General features: G+C 61.8%; 11 protein-coding genes. 8 read left to right on the forward strand and 3 right to left on the reverse strand.

Features of this window, described 5'->3' with window-relative positions; translation table 11 throughout:
• The first annotated feature begins 12 nt into the window (after positions 1 to 12).
• Complete coding sequence (locus A7X77_RS24895; protein ID WP_197486891.1) at positions 13 to 1,059, forward strand: carbohydrate ABC transporter permease; 1,047 nt, start codon at positions 13 to 15, stop codon at positions 1,057 to 1,059.
• A 167-nt stretch (positions 1,060 to 1,226) separates the two neighbouring features.
• Here the strand turns inward: A7X77_RS24895 and A7X77_RS24900 are convergent, their stop codons facing one another.
• Positions 1,227 to 2,378 (reverse strand): ROK family transcriptional regulator, encoded by a 1,152-nt coding sequence (locus tag A7X77_RS24900; RefSeq protein ID WP_064685514.1) that lies wholly within the window; start codon positions 2,376 to 2,378, stop codon positions 1,227 to 1,229.
• A 168-nt stretch (positions 2,379 to 2,546) separates the two neighbouring features.
• Between A7X77_RS24900 and A7X77_RS24905 the strand changes: the two genes are divergently transcribed.
• Positions 2,547 to 3,575: a helix-turn-helix transcriptional regulator gene (locus A7X77_RS24905; protein WP_064685515.1), complete on the forward strand. Its 1,029-nt coding sequence runs from the start codon at positions 2,547 to 2,549 to the stop codon at positions 3,573 to 3,575.
• Between the two features lie 37 nt (positions 3,576 to 3,612).
• Here A7X77_RS24905 and A7X77_RS24910 read toward each other — a convergent pair whose 3' ends face one another.
• Both A7X77_RS24910 and A7X77_RS24915 read right to left on the reverse strand, forming a co-directional pair.
• Positions 3,613 to 4,650 carry a LacI family DNA-binding transcriptional regulator gene (locus tag A7X77_RS24910; RefSeq protein ID WP_064685516.1) on the reverse strand — a complete coding sequence of 346 codons (1,038 nt, stop codon included), beginning with the start codon at positions 4,648 to 4,650 and terminating at the stop codon, positions 3,613 to 3,615.
• A gap of 112 nt (positions 4,651 to 4,762) precedes the next feature.
• The gene (locus tag A7X77_RS24915) at positions 4,763 to 5,395 is read right to left on the reverse strand and encodes a TetR/AcrR family transcriptional regulator (RefSeq protein WP_064685517.1); all 633 of its coding nucleotides are present in this window, start codon (positions 5,393 to 5,395) and stop codon (positions 4,763 to 4,765) included.
• A gap of 110 nt (positions 5,396 to 5,505) precedes the next feature.
• On the opposite strand from A7X77_RS24915, the gene A7X77_RS24920 reads away from it, so the two are divergent.
• The 6 genes from A7X77_RS24920 (at position 5,506) to A7X77_RS24945 (ending at position 14,608) form a co-directional block, all read left to right on the forward strand.
• On the forward strand, positions 5,506 to 6,579 hold the full coding sequence (locus A7X77_RS24920) for an efflux RND transporter periplasmic adaptor subunit (RefSeq protein ID WP_064685518.1): 1,074 nt from the start codon (positions 5,506 to 5,508) through the stop codon (positions 6,577 to 6,579).
• A complete protein-coding gene (locus A7X77_RS24925; RefSeq protein ID WP_064685519.1) occupies positions 6,576 to 7,661 on the forward strand; it encodes an efflux RND transporter periplasmic adaptor subunit in 1,086 nt (361 codons plus the stop codon). Before A7X77_RS24920 ends, A7X77_RS24925 begins: the two co-directional genes overlap by 4 nt.
• Positions 7,658 to 10,729 carry an efflux RND transporter permease subunit gene (locus tag A7X77_RS24930; protein ID WP_064685520.1) on the forward strand — a complete coding sequence of 1,024 codons (3,072 nt, stop codon included), beginning with the start codon at positions 7,658 to 7,660 and terminating at the stop codon, positions 10,727 to 10,729. Before A7X77_RS24925 ends, A7X77_RS24930 begins: the two co-directional genes overlap by 4 nt.
• Positions 10,730 to 10,854: 125 nt before the next feature.
• Positions 10,855 to 12,057: an alpha/beta hydrolase gene (locus A7X77_RS24935; RefSeq protein ID WP_082928862.1), complete on the forward strand. Its 1,203-nt coding sequence runs from the start codon at positions 10,855 to 10,857 to the stop codon at positions 12,055 to 12,057.
• Between the two features lie 125 nt (positions 12,058 to 12,182).
• The gene (locus tag A7X77_RS24940; protein WP_064685522.1) at positions 12,183 to 13,634 is read left to right on the forward strand and encodes an NCS1 family nucleobase:cation symporter-1; all 1,452 of its coding nucleotides are present in this window, start codon (positions 12,183 to 12,185) and stop codon (positions 13,632 to 13,634) included.
• A 263-nt stretch (positions 13,635 to 13,897) separates the two neighbouring features.
• Complete coding sequence (locus tag A7X77_RS24945; RefSeq protein ID WP_064685639.1) at positions 13,898 to 14,608, forward strand: DUF4272 domain-containing protein; 711 nt, start codon at positions 13,898 to 13,900, stop codon at positions 14,606 to 14,608.
• The last annotated feature ends 5 nt before the right edge of the window (positions 14,609 to 14,613 follow it).

The following is a 14,613-nucleotide window of genomic DNA, read 5'->3' on the forward strand; positions in this document are numbered from 1 at the left end:
ATGAACAGCTCTATGAACCCGATCCGCTTCATGACGCGTACGCGCCGGGCCGGACGCATCGACATCACCGATATTCTGTCGTGGGCCTGGCTGATCGGCGGCACGCTGGCGGTGCTCGTTCCCGTCCTCTGGGCCGGTCTCTCCTCGCTGAAGCCGGCGGCCGAAATCACCCGCTTTCCGCCGACGCTGCTGCCGCGCGCCGCGGTCGAGCAGACCGTGCCCGGCTTCGACAAGCCGCTCAGCCTCTGGCAGGTCACGATCGACGGCCAGGCACGCGAGATGGCGATGATCCGGCGCATCGGCCTCAAGGCCCAGATGGTCGATCCGGCAAATCCGGGGCAGCCGGTCAGCGTCGACGTAAAGGGGATCACGCCGGTGCAGCATATGACCGTCGCCACCAAGAACTACACGGATCCGCTGACGCGCTTCAGCTTCCTGACCTTCCTCAAGAACTCCGTATTCGTCACCGTCGTTGCGACGCTTTTGACCCTGATCGTCAACGCCATGGCGGCCTTTGCCCTGTCGAAATACAAGTTCCGCGGCGACACGACGGTTTTCGTCATCATCATCTCGACGCTGATGATCCCGCTCGCCGTGGTCATGGTGCCCGCCTATCTCGTCATCGTCGGGGTGGGGCTCGCTGACAATCTCTGGGGCGTCATCCTGCCGACCATCGCTTCGCCCACCGCCGTCTTCCTGCTGCGGCAATATATGCTGACCATACCGGACGAGCTGATCGAGGCGGCACGCGTCGATGCGGCGAGCGAATTCTGCATCTTCTGGCGGATCATCCTGCCGTTGACGGCGCCGGCTCTCGCGGTTCTGGCAATCTTTTCGGTGCTCTGGCGCTGGAACGACTTCCTCTGGCCGCTCATCGTCCTCAACAGCCGCGAGAATTTCACCCTGCAGGTGGGCCTCAACGCCTTCCAGGGCGAGTTCTCGGTGCAGTGGCACTATATCCTGGCGATGACCTTCCTCAGCCTGCTGCCTGTCACCGTCGTGTTCCTGTTCCTGCAGAAATACATCACGACGGGCATTGCCGGCACGGGAATGAAGTGAATGAATCCTGGCGCAGCCCCTATCGGGGTTGAGATGAGGAAACCTCCCAAGCATTGAAGACTGCATTCCCATCTCATCGCGCCTGCTGAAGCGCACCGCACCTGGTCCTGCGGTGCGCTTCAGTCCGATTTAAAAGGAAACCGCGGCCTGGGCTGCCTGAATCGCCGTCACAAAACGGTTTCGAACAGCGGGATCAAGGCCGCGCCGATCGCGCCGGGGGCATCGATGATCTGGGCCACTGACAGCTCCGGAACGTCTCGCAATGCGCCATGCCGAGGCAGATTGTTGAATTCGGTGCGTTCGATCAACATTCTCGCAAGCGAATGTGGAAGCTCGCCGCCAAGCACGATCAATGCCGGGTCGAAGATCGCGCAGATCGCGTTGATGGCTCGATTGTGGGCCGGAGTGACGCGGTCGATCCATTCCTCGACACCATCCCACTCCACCATATTTTCGTTCTTCAGATCCCTCAGGGTCAGGCCGCTGCGCCCCTTGGCGCGAAGATGCTCGAGCAGCTGGTTGAGAGCGGGGCGATCATCGTAGTCGTGACGCCCGAAAAGAACGGAGATTTCGCCGGCATTTCCGAAACTGCCGCGAAACGGCATGCCGCCGGAGACAAGGCCGCCGCCATAGCCATGAAGATGGGCGACATAGGCAAAATCGGCAACGTCACGCCCGACGCCGAAAATTGCTTCCGCCAAGGCCGCAGTCCTGGCGACATTGTCCGCCCAGACCGGCAGGCCAAGCCGCTCCCCAAGCAATGGCGCCAGGTCGATCAGCGACCAATGGGCCAGCGGCAGGGGACAATTGAAAGCCGTATCCAGCATGCGATGGCCGGAAACTGCGAGGCCGACGCCGAGGATGTCGCGCCGCTTGGCGCCGCGCCGGGCGAGGATCTGTTCGACGGCTGCTTCGATCCGCTCCATTTCCATGGATAGCGACGAGCCGGCCTGGGGAATTTCCATATTGTCCAACGGTTCGCCGAAACCCATGAGGCAAAGGCCAATCGTTCCGACGTTGATGGAAATGCCGAGCGTCAGACACCACTCCCTTCGCAGTGTCAGCTCCGGACTTGGTGGACCGGCGCGCCGGTTTTCCGACTGGGAAAAGACGACCATTCCCCGGTCATGAAGCCGGCCGACGATTCTGTGCAGCGATTGCTGGGTGAGATCGAGTGGATCGGTCAGGCTGGAGCGCTCGATGCCGGGCGACTTCCAGATCAACCGCAAAAGGTCCCGTTCGTTACGGGAGGCTACTCTCGCGGGCTCAGTCTCTCGCAGGAAATGTGGGGCAACGTGGTCCAGCGGAGCGTACTTCATTTTCCAAACATATTGATTTACACTGTAAGTGTGAAGCAGGTGGAGGGGACGCTTTGCTTCTGCGGGGCAACGAAATCATCCGTGGTTTTGCCGGTCCTGCTTAACCCATCAAGATTGGCCAGGCCAGTCGCGATGATGTCAGGCGGCAGAAGAAAAGAACCGAGCGGCATGGATGCGTTAAGACGGGAGAAAATGGCAATTGCCGAATATCGGGGTTACGGATTCGAGCCCACGCATGGAGGCACCAGCTTCGAATCAATGGTTCAGGCCTTTACGGCTGGTTACGGGGTTTTCGGCGCGCAGCCCTTGAAGAATGACCGGACATTTGCATGGGCCGCGGACTTGCGAAGGACCGAGGCGCTCACGGTGCTGCATTCGGTGTATCAGAGTTCCTGGACAATTCGAACGCTTGACGAGTCTCCGCAGCATCTCGCGTTTTTCATGCCGCATACCGGATCCTTTCGTCTGTCGATAGGGAGGAAAACGGTCGAAAGCGGCACCGGTCATCTTCTTATGGCCAACAATCATGAAGCCGGCGATCGTGTGGTCCAGGGTGGACCTCACCGCTCGGACGCCCTCTTCCTGGACTGGAACGTGGTGAAGAGGGTGCTCGCCTCACTGGTGGAAAAGCCACTCTCCGAGTCACTCGACCTCGACCCTATGATAGATCTGGCAACGCAGCCGGGACAGCTCATCGGCAATCTGCTCCAGACGATCGTTCAGGGCATGCGCGACGGAGGCCCACTCCTATCTTCGCCCCTTGCCGCAGCGGCAATGAGCGAAACTCTCGCTCACCTTGTGATCCGATTTGGCCGGCATCGTTTTTCCGACCATCTGGAAAAAAAAAATGTGTCGTTGATTGCGCCTTGGCATGTCCGGCGGGCCATCGACTACATGCATGCCAATATCGCGGAACCCCTCACCATGACGATGGTTGCCGATGGTGTCGGCGTTTCCCTTCGTGCGCTGCAAACGGGCTTTAAGGCCTTCAGGGGAACGTCGCCGGCCGGTTACCTCCGCACGATCCGGCTGCAGGCAGCCCGCGAGCAGCTGCGGGATCCGACCAATCAGCAATCCGTCCGCGAAATTTGCGCGATATGGGGTTTTGCGCACGCCGGCAGGTTCTCCATTATCTACCGCAGCACCTTTGGAGAAAGCCCGCGGGATACGCGGCTACGGGCCGAGCGCTTGCGCTGAGGCGAGCTTGGAAGCTGCGAGCCCTTCTTCCGGCGGTTCAGCGCGGCGGTGCGATGCTGCCGCGCAGAACGAGATGACAGCCGAGCTCCAGGCGATGAGCCGGCCGCTGCGGATCGTTGGCGATCAGCCGCTGTTCGATGAGCGCGAGAGCAGCCGCGCCGAGACGGTCGGTAGGCACGCTCACGGTGGACAGCGGCGGGCGGCTGAACTCGCCGGGAACGATGTCGTCGAAGCCGAGCACGGATATCGCGTCGGGCACGCGTATGTTGCGATCGGCCAATGCTTTCAGGCAGCCGAGCGCCAGATTGTCGGCCGCGCAGAAGACGGCGGTGGCGCCTTTCAGCGTGGGGTCGCGATCGAACAGCGCGTTGATGGCCGCTTCGCCATGCCGGGGCTCATATCCCTCGGCCTCGATGATCATGTCTTTCGGCACCGGAAGCTGCGCGGCGAAATAGGCATCGGAAAAACCGTCATACCGGCGCTGGATGGTCGTGCGGCCCTTCCAGGTCAGATGCAGGATCCGGCGGTGGCCGAGCGCCAGGAGGTGCTCGATGCCGAGCCGCGCGCCGAAGCGGTTTTCAGGCGTCACCGTATCGACCAGCATGGCGGGATCTTCGCCGTTGACGATGACGACGGGCATATGGGCCGAGGCAAGGCTGCGGATGAGTTCGGGCTGATCATCGTTCAGCACCACGATGCCGTCGGCGCGCTCTGATATCGCGATCTGCCTGACTTCGGCGCCGTCGATGCGCCGGCCGCTGCTGACGTAAGGCACGATGCGGATGCCGCGACGCTCGCATTCCCTGCGCAGACCGTTGAGGATCGTCCAGCTCACCAGGTTGAGATCGCTCTCCGGCGCGGCATCGTCGGGAATGGCGAGAAGCAGAACGTGCAAAGCGGCGATCGTCGCCCTCTTTCGCCGGCGGTCGAGATAACCCAGGCGTTTTGCCGAATTCAGAACTCGTTCCCGCACCTCGATCGTCAGCGGCGCCGTTCCGTTCAGGGCGTGCGAGGCCGTGCTCAGCGACACGTCGGCATCGCGTGCGACATCCTTGAGATTGACTTTACGTTCCACTTTTTCCGCCAGGAATTCAGATCGTACCTTCGAAGCATAAGCTAACTCGATGTTTTCACATAAAGACTCTAGAAAAGCTATGTGCTTGCGCCGATATTTTCGTCATTCGCAATCAGCGACGTTCGGCAAGCAGCCCGTTGAACAGCAGGTCGAAATAGGCCCGCATGAAGGCCTTCTTGTCGGGCGTCGGCACGCGGCGATCGTCGAATATCAGCCGCAGAACCGTTGTCGTCAGAATTGGCGCGACCACGAGGTCGGAGAATTCGACAGGAATTTCGCGAAATTCCCCTGACGCAACGCCTTCCAGGATGAGAGCGTCGATCCTGGCGATGATCGGCGCTATGAATTCATCGTGATGGCGATCGATCAGGTCGGGGAATCGCTGTCCTTCCGAAATGACCAGCCGCGTCAATTCGCGGGTTGTACGATCCTCCGCGATCTGGTCGTAAAGCAGGCCGAGAATGGACATCAGCCTGTCGGTGGTGCTGCCGCTGAGGCCAGCGGTGATTTCGAGCAGTTCCTGAAAGGGGACGGAGAAGTGACTGATCATGGCTTCGAAGAGCTTTTCCTTCGTCTCGAAGTAGACATAGACCGTGCCCTTGGTGACGCCGACCCTGTCTGCGATGTCATCGACGCGGGCGCCGGCGAACCCGTTTCTGACGAATTCCTCGAAAGCGGCATCCAGGATCTGGATGGGCCGCAGGGCCTTCTGTTGCGCGCGTGTGAGTTTCTTCTGAGTTGCCATTCGTGCGTCGCCTCCCTTGTTTTGTACTGCCCGTCCCTGTGGCAAAAGTTTCATTGACTAATACGTCAGTCAATTATATAGCAGCTGCCGTTGAGAGCAAGAGGTCAACTATGAGAACCATTCTGGTCGCCACAACGATCGTATGCACGATCGGTCTCGTCTCCTGCAGCGAGCAGGGCGGGCCGAGCGAACCTGCCGCTCGGCAGGTCGGCGTCGTCGTCGCCAGGTCTGAGCCGCTGAGTGATGGTGGTGCGCTGACGGGAGAGGTCCGCGCCCGTGTGCAGACCGATCTGTCCTTCCGCGTCAGTGGCAAGATCGTCGAGCGGCTGGTCGAGGTCGGGCAGTCCGTCAAGGCGGGGCAACTGCTGGCTCGCATCGATCCGGAAGAGCAGAAGGCCGACCTGGATGTGGCCGCCGCCAATCTTCAGTCCGCCGAGGCGCAGCAGACGCAGGCGCAGCTTGCCTTCGACCGCCAGCAGAGCCTGTTTCGAACACAAGTGACGACACGCGCTGCGCTCGACCAGGCGCAGGAGGCGCTTCTGACGGCACAGGCATCGACGAAGTCGGCGCAGGCGCTGCTGGAAACCGCCCAGGACACCCTGTCCTACACGGAGCTGAAGGCGGACGCCGACGGGGTGATCACCGCCCGCAATGCCGAGGTCGGGCAGGTGGCGCAGGCCGCGCAGGTCGTCTTCACCCTTGCCCATGACGGCGCCCGGGACGCCGTCTTCGAGGTGGTCGAAAGCGCGTTCCTGCGTCCGATCGACGGCGACGGCACCGTGAGCCTGCTGTCGGACCCTTCGCAGAAGATCACGGCGAAGGTTCGCGAGATTTCGCCGACGATCGATTCTTCCACCGGCACCGTCAGGGTTAAAGTCGCGGTATCAAGCGATGCTCCCATTCCGCTCGGTGCCCCCGTCGTCGGAAAATTCAGTTACGTCCCGCAGGACGTCATCCAGCTGCCCTGGTCGGCGATGAGCTCAAAAGGCGGCAAGCCGGCCGTCTGGATCGTCGATCCCGCATCCTCTGCGGTTTCGGTGAGGGCAATCGACGTCGCCGGATACGAGACCGGCAGCTTCGTCGTCAAGTCGGGCGTGTCGGCGGGGGACGTCGTGGTGACCGACGGCACCAAATTCCTCAGGCCCGGTGAAATCGTGTCTTATGTCAAGGAAACTTCCAAGTGAGTATTCGTCCGAAGATAATCGCACTGATGATGGGTGCGGCCATGATCTCCTCCTGCACCAAGCAGGAGGAAAGCACGGCGGAAGCCCCCCGTCCGGTACTGTCAATGACAGTGAGGCAGACGCCGGCGACGAGCCTCGGCCTGACCGGCACGATCCAGCCGACGATCGAGACTGAACTCGGCTTCCGGATTCTCGGGCGGATGATCGCCCGCAACGTCAATGTCGGTGATGTCGTCAAGAAGGGTGACGTCGTCGCCGCTATCGATCCGCTGGCGCTGGAGCTTGCCGTGCGCAGCGCCCAGTCCGACGTGGAAAACAGCGACGCCCAGCTGAGAAACGCGGTGACGACGGAGCAGCGCCAGCGCGCGCTGGTGGAATCGCGCTCGGGTACCGAGGCCTCGCTCGAAGAGGCCGAGCAGGCGAGACGCACCGCCGTGGCCGCTGTCGCCAAGGCACAAGCCAATCTCGACAAGGCCAAGGAGCAATTGGGCTACGCGCAGCTGCGGGCGGAATTCGATGGCGTCGTGACGGCGACCTCGGCCGAAGTGGGCCAGGTCGTCTCGGCTGGGCAGACGGTCGTCACCATCGCCCGGCCGGACAAGCGCGACGCCGTGGTCGACGTGCCGCAGGCGGCCGCCCAGAAACTGAAGATCGGCGCGCCCTTCGAAGTGACGCTGCAGCTCGATCCGACCATTCGCACGTCAGGCGTCGTGCGTGAGATCGCCCCCGAGGCGGAGACGGCCACCCGCACGAGCCGGACCAAGATCGCGCTGACCGATCCGCCTGCACCCTTCCGGCTCGGCTCCGTCATCACAGCCTCCGCAACCATCGCCGCTGATCCCGAGATCATGCTGCCTTCCTCGGCCATCCTTGCCGGCACCGACGGCGCCAGCGTCTGGATCGTCAACGTAGCAGCCAAGAAGGTGGCGCTCCGCCGCGTGAAGATCGACGGCGACGTCGTCGACGGCGGAAGCGTCCGCGTCACCGAAGGGCTTGTTCCCGGAGAACGAGTGGTCGTGGCCGGCGTGCACAAACTTGAGGATGGCCAGGCCATCAGGATCGACCAGGAGATCAGCCAGTGAAGTCCTTCAATCTTTCCGACTGGGCGCTCGAGCACCGTTCGCTCGTCTGGTACTTCATGATCGTCTTCATTCTCGCCGGCGCCTTGTCCTACCTGAACCTCGGCCGCGAGGAAGACCCGAACTTCACCATCAAGACGATGGTGATCACCGCCCAGTGGCCCGGCGCTTCCGCCGAGGAAGTCACAAGGCAGGTGACCGATAGGATCGAGAAAAAACTCCAGGAATTGGAATCGCTCGACTACACCAAGAGCCAGACCGTTGCCGGCCAGACGACCGTGTTCGTCGAACTGCTGCCGACGACCAAGGCCAGGGATGTCGCACCGACCTGGCTGCGCATCCGCAACATGATCGCCGATATCAAGGGCGATTTCCCGAGCGGCGTCGTCGGTCCCTTCTTCAATGACCGCTTCGGCGATGTGTTCGGCAACATCTACGCCTTCACCAGCGACGGCCTGACCCAGCGCCAGCTTCGCGATCTGGTGGAAGACGCCCGCTCCGAGGTTCTGACCGTGCCCAATGTCGGCAAGGTCGACGTGATCGGCGCCCAGGACGAGGCGATCTATCTCGAATTCTCCACCCGCCAGATCGCAGCCCTTGGCATCGACCAGCAGTCGGTCATCCAGACCCTGCAGGCCCAGAATGCCGTGACGCAATCCGGCTTCGTCGATGCGGGGCCGGAGCGCATCGCCTTGCGCGTGAGCGGGCAATTCACCTCCGAGGAAAGCCTGAGGTCGATCAATCTCCGCATCAACGACCGCTTCTTCCCGCTGACCGATGTCGCGACTATCAAGCGCGGCTACGTCGACCCGCCCTCGGCTCTGTTCCGCTTCAACGGCCAGCCGGCGATCGGGCTTGCCATCGGCATGAAGCAGGGCGCCAACCTGCTGCAGTTCGGCGAAGCGCTCGATGCGCAGATGAAGCGCGTCGTCGCCGATCTTCCCATTGGTGTGGATGTCCACCGCGTATCCGACCAGCCGCATGTCGTCGACGAGGCCGTCTCGGGTTTCACCCGTGCACTCTTCGAAGCGATTGTCATCGTGCTCGTCATCAGCTTCATCAGCCTGGGCCTGCGTGCCGGCATGGTGGTGGCGATTTCCATCCCCCTCGTGCTCGCCATCACCTTCGTGGTGATGGAATATTCCGGCATCTCGCTGCAGCGCATCTCGCTCGGCGCGCTGATCATCGCGCTCGGGCTGCTCGTCGATGACGCCATGATCGCCGTGGAAATGATGGTCGCTCGTCTGGAGGCGGGCGACGATCTGAAGAAGGCCGCCACCTACGTCTATACATCGACGGCCTTCCCGATGCTGACGGGAACGCTCGTCACCGTCGCGGGCTTTATCCCGGTCGGTCTCAACAATAGTGCCGCCGGCGAATTCACCTTCACACTGTTCGTCGTCATCGCGGTGTCGTTGCTCGTTTCCTGGATCGTGGCGGTGCTGTTCACACCGCTTCTCGGCGTCACCATCCTGCCGAAGACCATGAAATCGGATCACGACAAGAAGGGGCGCTTTGCCTCTGTCTTCTCCTGGCTCCTGAGGCTCTCGATGCGCTGGCGCTGGATCACCATCGTGCTGACCGTCGGCGTCTTCGGCCTTTCGGTTGGCGGCATGGGGCTGGTGCAACAGCAGTTCTTCCCGAACTCGGACAGAACCGAGCTCGTGATCGACTGGAACCTGCCGCATAACAGCTCGATTGCCGAGACCAACAGACAGATGGCCAAGTTCGAAAAGGAGATGCTGGCCGGCAACAAGGACATCGACCATTGGACGACCTATGTCGGCCAAGGCGCGCCGCGCTTCATCCTCTCGTTCGACGTGCAGACGCCTGATGTTTCTTTCGGGCAGACTGTGATCGTCACCAAGGGGCTCGAGGTGCGCGACAAGGTGCGGGCGGATCTGCAGAACTATCTGACGAAGACCTTCCCCGGCACCGACGCCTTCGTAAAGCTTCTCGACATAGGTCCGCCGGTCGGCAAGCCGGTCCAGTACCGGATCAGCGGTCCCGACATCCAGAAGGTCCGCGACGTCTCGCAGCAGTTTGCCGGCATCGTCGGCGCGCATCCGCTCCTGTCGAACATGGTGTTGGACTGGAACGAGCCCTCGCGCGTGGTCAAGGTCGATGTGCTGCAGGACAAGGCACGCCAGCTCGGCGTCTCCTCGGAGGACATCGCCACCGCCCTCAACGGCATCGTCGAAGGCTCGACGGCGACGCAGATCCGTGACGACATCTACCTGGTCAACGTCATCGGGCGGGCGAGAGCATCGGAGCGCGACTCCATCCAGACGCTTGAGAACCTGCAGCTCTCGACTTCCAACGGCAAGGTCGTGCCGCTCTCGGCGGTGGCGAACTTCCGCTACGAGCTCGAGCAGCCGACGATCTGGCGGCGCGACCGGCAGCCCACTATCACGCTCAAGGCGGCCGTCATCGGCTCGACGCAGCCGGCGACGATCGTCGAGCAGCTGAAGCCCAAGGTCGAAGAGTTCCAGAAGAACCTTCCCGTCGGATACAAGGTGGAAGTCGGCGGCGCGGTCGAATCCAGCGCCGAGGCGCAGGGGCCGATCGCGGCCGTGGCGCCGCTGATGCTGTTTACGATGGCGACGATCCTGATGATCCAGCTGCAGAGCTTCAGCCGCCTCTTCCTGGTCTTCGCGGTGGCGCCGACGGCGCTGATCGGCGTCGTCGCGGCGCTCCTGCTGAGCAATGCCCCCATGGGCTTCGTCGCGATCCTCGGCATTTTGGCGCTGATCGGCATCCTGATCCGCAACTCCGTCATCCTGGTGGTGCAGATCGAGCATCTGCGCGCCGAAGGGGTCGCAGCCTGGCAGGCGGTCATCGAGGCGACAGAACACCGGATGCGGCCGATCATGCTGACGGCAGCGGCGGCAACCCTCGCGCTGATCCCGATCTCGCGCGAGATCTTTTGGGGGCCGATGGCCTACGCGATGATGGGCGGCATCGTCATCGGAACCGCGCTGACCCTGCTGTTCCTGCCGGCGCTCTACGTCGCCTGGTTCAGGATCCCGAGGGACGAGGGCGTCCGGGCCGAAACCGCTGCAGAGGCATGAGGACATTCTTCCGCGGCTCGCCTACGGCCGCCGCGGCGGCCGCTGCAACGCGGGCCGCACCGAAAAGGTGGGATGGTGCAAGTGATGCCATCCCACAGCGCGTAATGTGCTGACGGACAAGGCCGATGGTTGAAGGATATTCCAAGGGGCTGCTAGAGGCAGGTCCCCAAGCCTTGCCAGAGGCAGCTCCACTGCGCCTGCCACAGGCGACTCCGGTGATCATCGTCGCGATCGGCCTGGCGATGCTTACCGGCTGCGCTACGAGACCGTCGCCTGAGGTCTTGACGCCCGTCCTTCTGACCGCGGCGGCTCATTCCGAAACGAGGCCTGACAGGGTGAGCGTGCTCGTCGCGACCAACAGGACACCCGATGGCGTGCACGGCGGGTTCGGCAGCACATGGGCCGAGAAGCTTACTTACGAGCGATACGCGTTTTCGGTCCCTCCTGGGAGAAAGGATACCACTATCGCATATCCAACTGCTAAGCCGGATCCGGAACGACAATTTGCCGTCGTCGAGCGCAAGCAGCTGCCAAAGGATGCTTTCGTGCAGCAGGCGCTCGCCTCCGTGCAGCCCGACGGCACGGTCGGCATCTTCGTCCACGGTTACAATTACAGCTATCAGGAAGCGCTTTATCGCGCCGCGCAGATCGCCGCGGACGCAAAAATCCGGGGCGCTCCGATCCTGTTTTCCTGGCCTTCGGCCGCGTCGGTCGCGGGTTATGTCGCCGACCGCGATGCAGCGCTCTCTTCGCGCAGCGAACTCGATTCCCTCGTCACGTCGCTCTCGTCTTCGGGCAGGGTGAAGCGCATTATCCTTTTCGGGCACAGCATGGGCGGGTTCCTGGTGATGGAAACGGTGCGGGACCTCAAGCTGCAACATCGCGACGCCGTAATCGGCAAGCTGGCGGTGGTGCTTGCCGCTCCCGATATCGACGTCGATGTGTTCCGCTCTCAGCTGAAGGACATCGGCACGATGCCGATCCCCATCTCCCTTCTGGTGTCCAAGGACGACCGGGCGCTCGTGGCCTCGAGTTTCATCGCCAGGGAGCGGCCGCGCGTCGGGCGGCTCGATATCGACAATCCCGTCATCGAGGAGGCCGCACTGAAGGCGCGGATCCGGGTCATCGACATCACGTCGATCAAGACCTCCGACGGGCTGGGTCACGACCGCTACGCATCGCTCGCCAAGTTCGGCGCCCAGCTTGCCTCGTTCGAGAGCGGCAAGCGCTCGAGCGCCGGCGATGTCGGCGCTTTCGTCTTCGATGCCGCTGGCGCTGCGGTCGCAAGCCCGTTTCGTTTGGCCGGGCGCGTCGTTCGCTCGCAATAGGACGGACTCTGTGCATCCGTCATTCAAGAGTGTGTACAATATGGCTATTAAATTGTCAGATGCCTAAATGAAGCGCAGACTTCCTCCCGTGGCCGAGTCGCCACAGGGGATATGGGAGGGCATTCATGAGCATTCGAGATCCGTCTCCCTCGTTGTATAACGAGGACCTTGCACCCGCCGCAGAGCGTAAATGGGGTGCATTCAGCATCTTCAACGTCTGGACGTCTGATGTCCACAGCCTGTGGGGCTATTATCTGGCGGCGAGCCTGTTCCTGCTGTGCGGCAGCTTCGTCAATTTCGTCATCGCCATCGGCATCGGCTCCCTGGTGATCTTCTTTCTGATGAGCCTGGTCGGCAATGCCGGCGTGCGCACCGGCGTGCCCTTTCCGGTTCTGGCGCGGGCCTCCTTCGGTACCTTCGGCGCCAATGTTCCGGCACTGGTCCGGGCGGTGGTCGCCTGCTTCTGGTACGGCGCGCAGACCGCCGCCGCATCCGGCGCCATCGTCGCCTTGCTGATCCGCAACGAGAGCCTGCTCGCCTTCCACCAGAATAGCCAGATGCTCGGCCACTCGACCCTCGAGCTCATCTGCTACGTCATCGTCTGGGCGCTGCAGCTGCTGATCATTCAGCGGGGGATGGAAACGGTCCGCAAGTTCCAGGATTGGGCCGGCCCCGCCGTCTGGATCATGATGCTGATCCTGGCCGTCTATCTGGTCGTCAAGTCGGGCACCTTCTCGTTCGGTTCGGAAATTCCGCGCGATGTGCTGATCGAAAAGACCAAAGATGCCGGCGTGCCGGGGGAGCCCGGATCGTTTGCGGCGCTTGCCGCGGTGGCCGCCACCTGGATCACCTATTTCGCAGCGCTCTACCTGAACTTCTGCGATTTCTCGCGTTATGCGACGAGCGAAAAGGCGCTCAGGAAAGGCAATCTCTGGGGGCTGCCGATCAACCTGCTGGCCTTCTGCCTTGTTGCGGGTGTCACGACCACGGCGGCCTTCACCGTCTATGGTGAGGTGCTGCTGCATCCTGAAATGATATCGGCGAAATTTGATAGCTGGTTCCTGGCACTGCTCGCCGCGTTGACATTCGCAGTCGCTACGCTCGGCATCAACGTCGTGGCGAACTTCGTGTCGCCTGCGTTCGATTTCGCCAATGTCTTCCCGCGCCAGATCAACTTCAAGCGCGGCGGCTACATCGCCGCATTGATCGCCCTCGTGCTTTACCCGTTTGCTCCCTGGGAAACCGGTGCGGCGCATTTCGTCAACTTCATCGGATCGACGATGGGGCCGATCTTCGGCATCATGATGGTGGACTATTACCTCATCCGGAGGAGCCAGCTGAACGTCGAGGCGCTCTACCAGGAGAATGGCGAGTTTCGTTTCCAGAACGGATGGCACGGCAATGCTTTCATTGCATTTGCGGCCGGCGCTCTGTTCTCCTCGATCCTGCCGACCTTCACCTCGATTCTGCCGGACTGGTGGGGCACCTATGGCTGGTTCTTCGGCGTCGCCATCGGCGGGGCGATCTATTTCGTCTTGAGAATGGGCTCCCGGCGCAATCCGGCCTTTGCATCGTGATGCATGAAGGCGCCCCGCATCGCCGGGCGCCTTCTTCCTTCGAGGAGTTCTGGACAAAGCCCTTGATTTCCTTGGCAGCTCTCGGCCCGGTGTCATGCCGGTTCGACCAAGGACTTTTATAACGAAATAAATTTAACGGTATGTTCCGGCATGTAAAACGCCGTTTACCAGTTTACACGAAACTCGCCGATCTCCCTGACGTTCAGCTTCGCGCGCACCCTTAAAAATGCCTACCACTGCCAGGGATGACAGGAGTCAAAAAGATGATGAAGCGTATATTTTCTGCCTTTCTTGCGTTGATCCTCCCGATGCAGGCAGCCGTTTCTCAACCCAATGACGAGGCGCAAGCAGGCAAGGCGCGGTCTGTCGCTCAGCTTCAATCGGAAGGCGTGCCGACGATCGATCATCTGCCGATAATCGATACCGAGAGCAGCAGCACCCGTCGCGATAACAAAGCTGTCGTTCAGCGCGCCATCGCGCTTGCCATCGTTGCCGTGAAGGGCGAGACCGGCGATCATGCGATGGGCCAGATTCTCATTCGGCAGTTCGATGCGGCAGGGTTCTTGACCCCCAAGGAGCGGGCGTTCATGGACGATCCCAATCCATCGGAGCAGGATCGAGTGAACTTTACCTGGCGTTACGAAGGCGCGCACGTCATGTTGTGGGCGCTCGGCATAACCCCTGAACTCGAACGTCCGGACCATATTTGCGATGTTCCGTTCATCGCGGATACACTGCGCGAACTGGGAACGGACGGGCTCATGCGCCGCGCGAAGCTGCGCCCGCAGAAGGAGCTGCTCGATGCCGCCGACCTGATCTACCGCTACGATTGGGCTGTGGTGAATGCGCGGCTGAAGGGCGAGGATCCGCCCGCCGGATTGGACAAGGGCGTCGTCTACGAACGCCACTACGCCCTCAACTGGCTGATCGGTTACTTGGATCAGGACTGGGACGATATTTCCACGGACACGTGATGTCG

The sequence above is a fragment of the Rhizobium bangladeshense genome, assembly GCF_001662075.1.
GTDB lineage: Bacteria > Pseudomonadota > Alphaproteobacteria > Rhizobiales > Rhizobiaceae > Rhizobium > Rhizobium bangladeshense_B.

What these genes read in the sequence shown, in the direction of transcription:
- A7X77_RS24920 (WP_064685518.1), top strand. Translation starts at nt 5,506, where the DNA reads ATGAGAACCATTCTGGTCGCCACAACGATCGTATGCACGATCGGTCTC.
- A7X77_RS24945 (WP_064685639.1), top strand. Translation starts at nt 13,898, where the DNA reads ATGATGAAGCGTATATTTTCTGCCTTTCTTGCGTTGATCCTCCCGATG.
- A7X77_RS24935 (WP_082928862.1), top strand. Translation starts at nt 10,855, where the DNA reads ATGGTTGAAGGATATTCCAAGGGGCTGCTAGAGGCAGGTCCCCAAGCC.
- A7X77_RS24895 (WP_197486891.1), top strand. Translation starts at nt 13, where the DNA reads ATGAACCCGATCCGCTTCATGACGCGTACGCGCCGGGCCGGACGCATC.
- A7X77_RS24905 (WP_064685515.1), top strand. Translation starts at nt 2,547, where the DNA reads ATGGATGCGTTAAGACGGGAGAAAATGGCAATTGCCGAATATCGGGGT.
- A7X77_RS24915 (WP_064685517.1), bottom strand. Translation starts at nt 5,395, where the DNA reads ATGGCAACTCAGAAGAAACTCACACGCGCGCAACAGAAGGCCCTGCGG.
- A7X77_RS24900 (WP_064685514.1), bottom strand. Translation starts at nt 2,378, where the DNA reads ATGAAGTACGCTCCGCTGGACCACGTTGCCCCACATTTCCTGCGAGAG.
- A7X77_RS24940 (WP_064685522.1), top strand. Translation starts at nt 12,183, where the DNA reads ATGAGCATTCGAGATCCGTCTCCCTCGTTGTATAACGAGGACCTTGCA.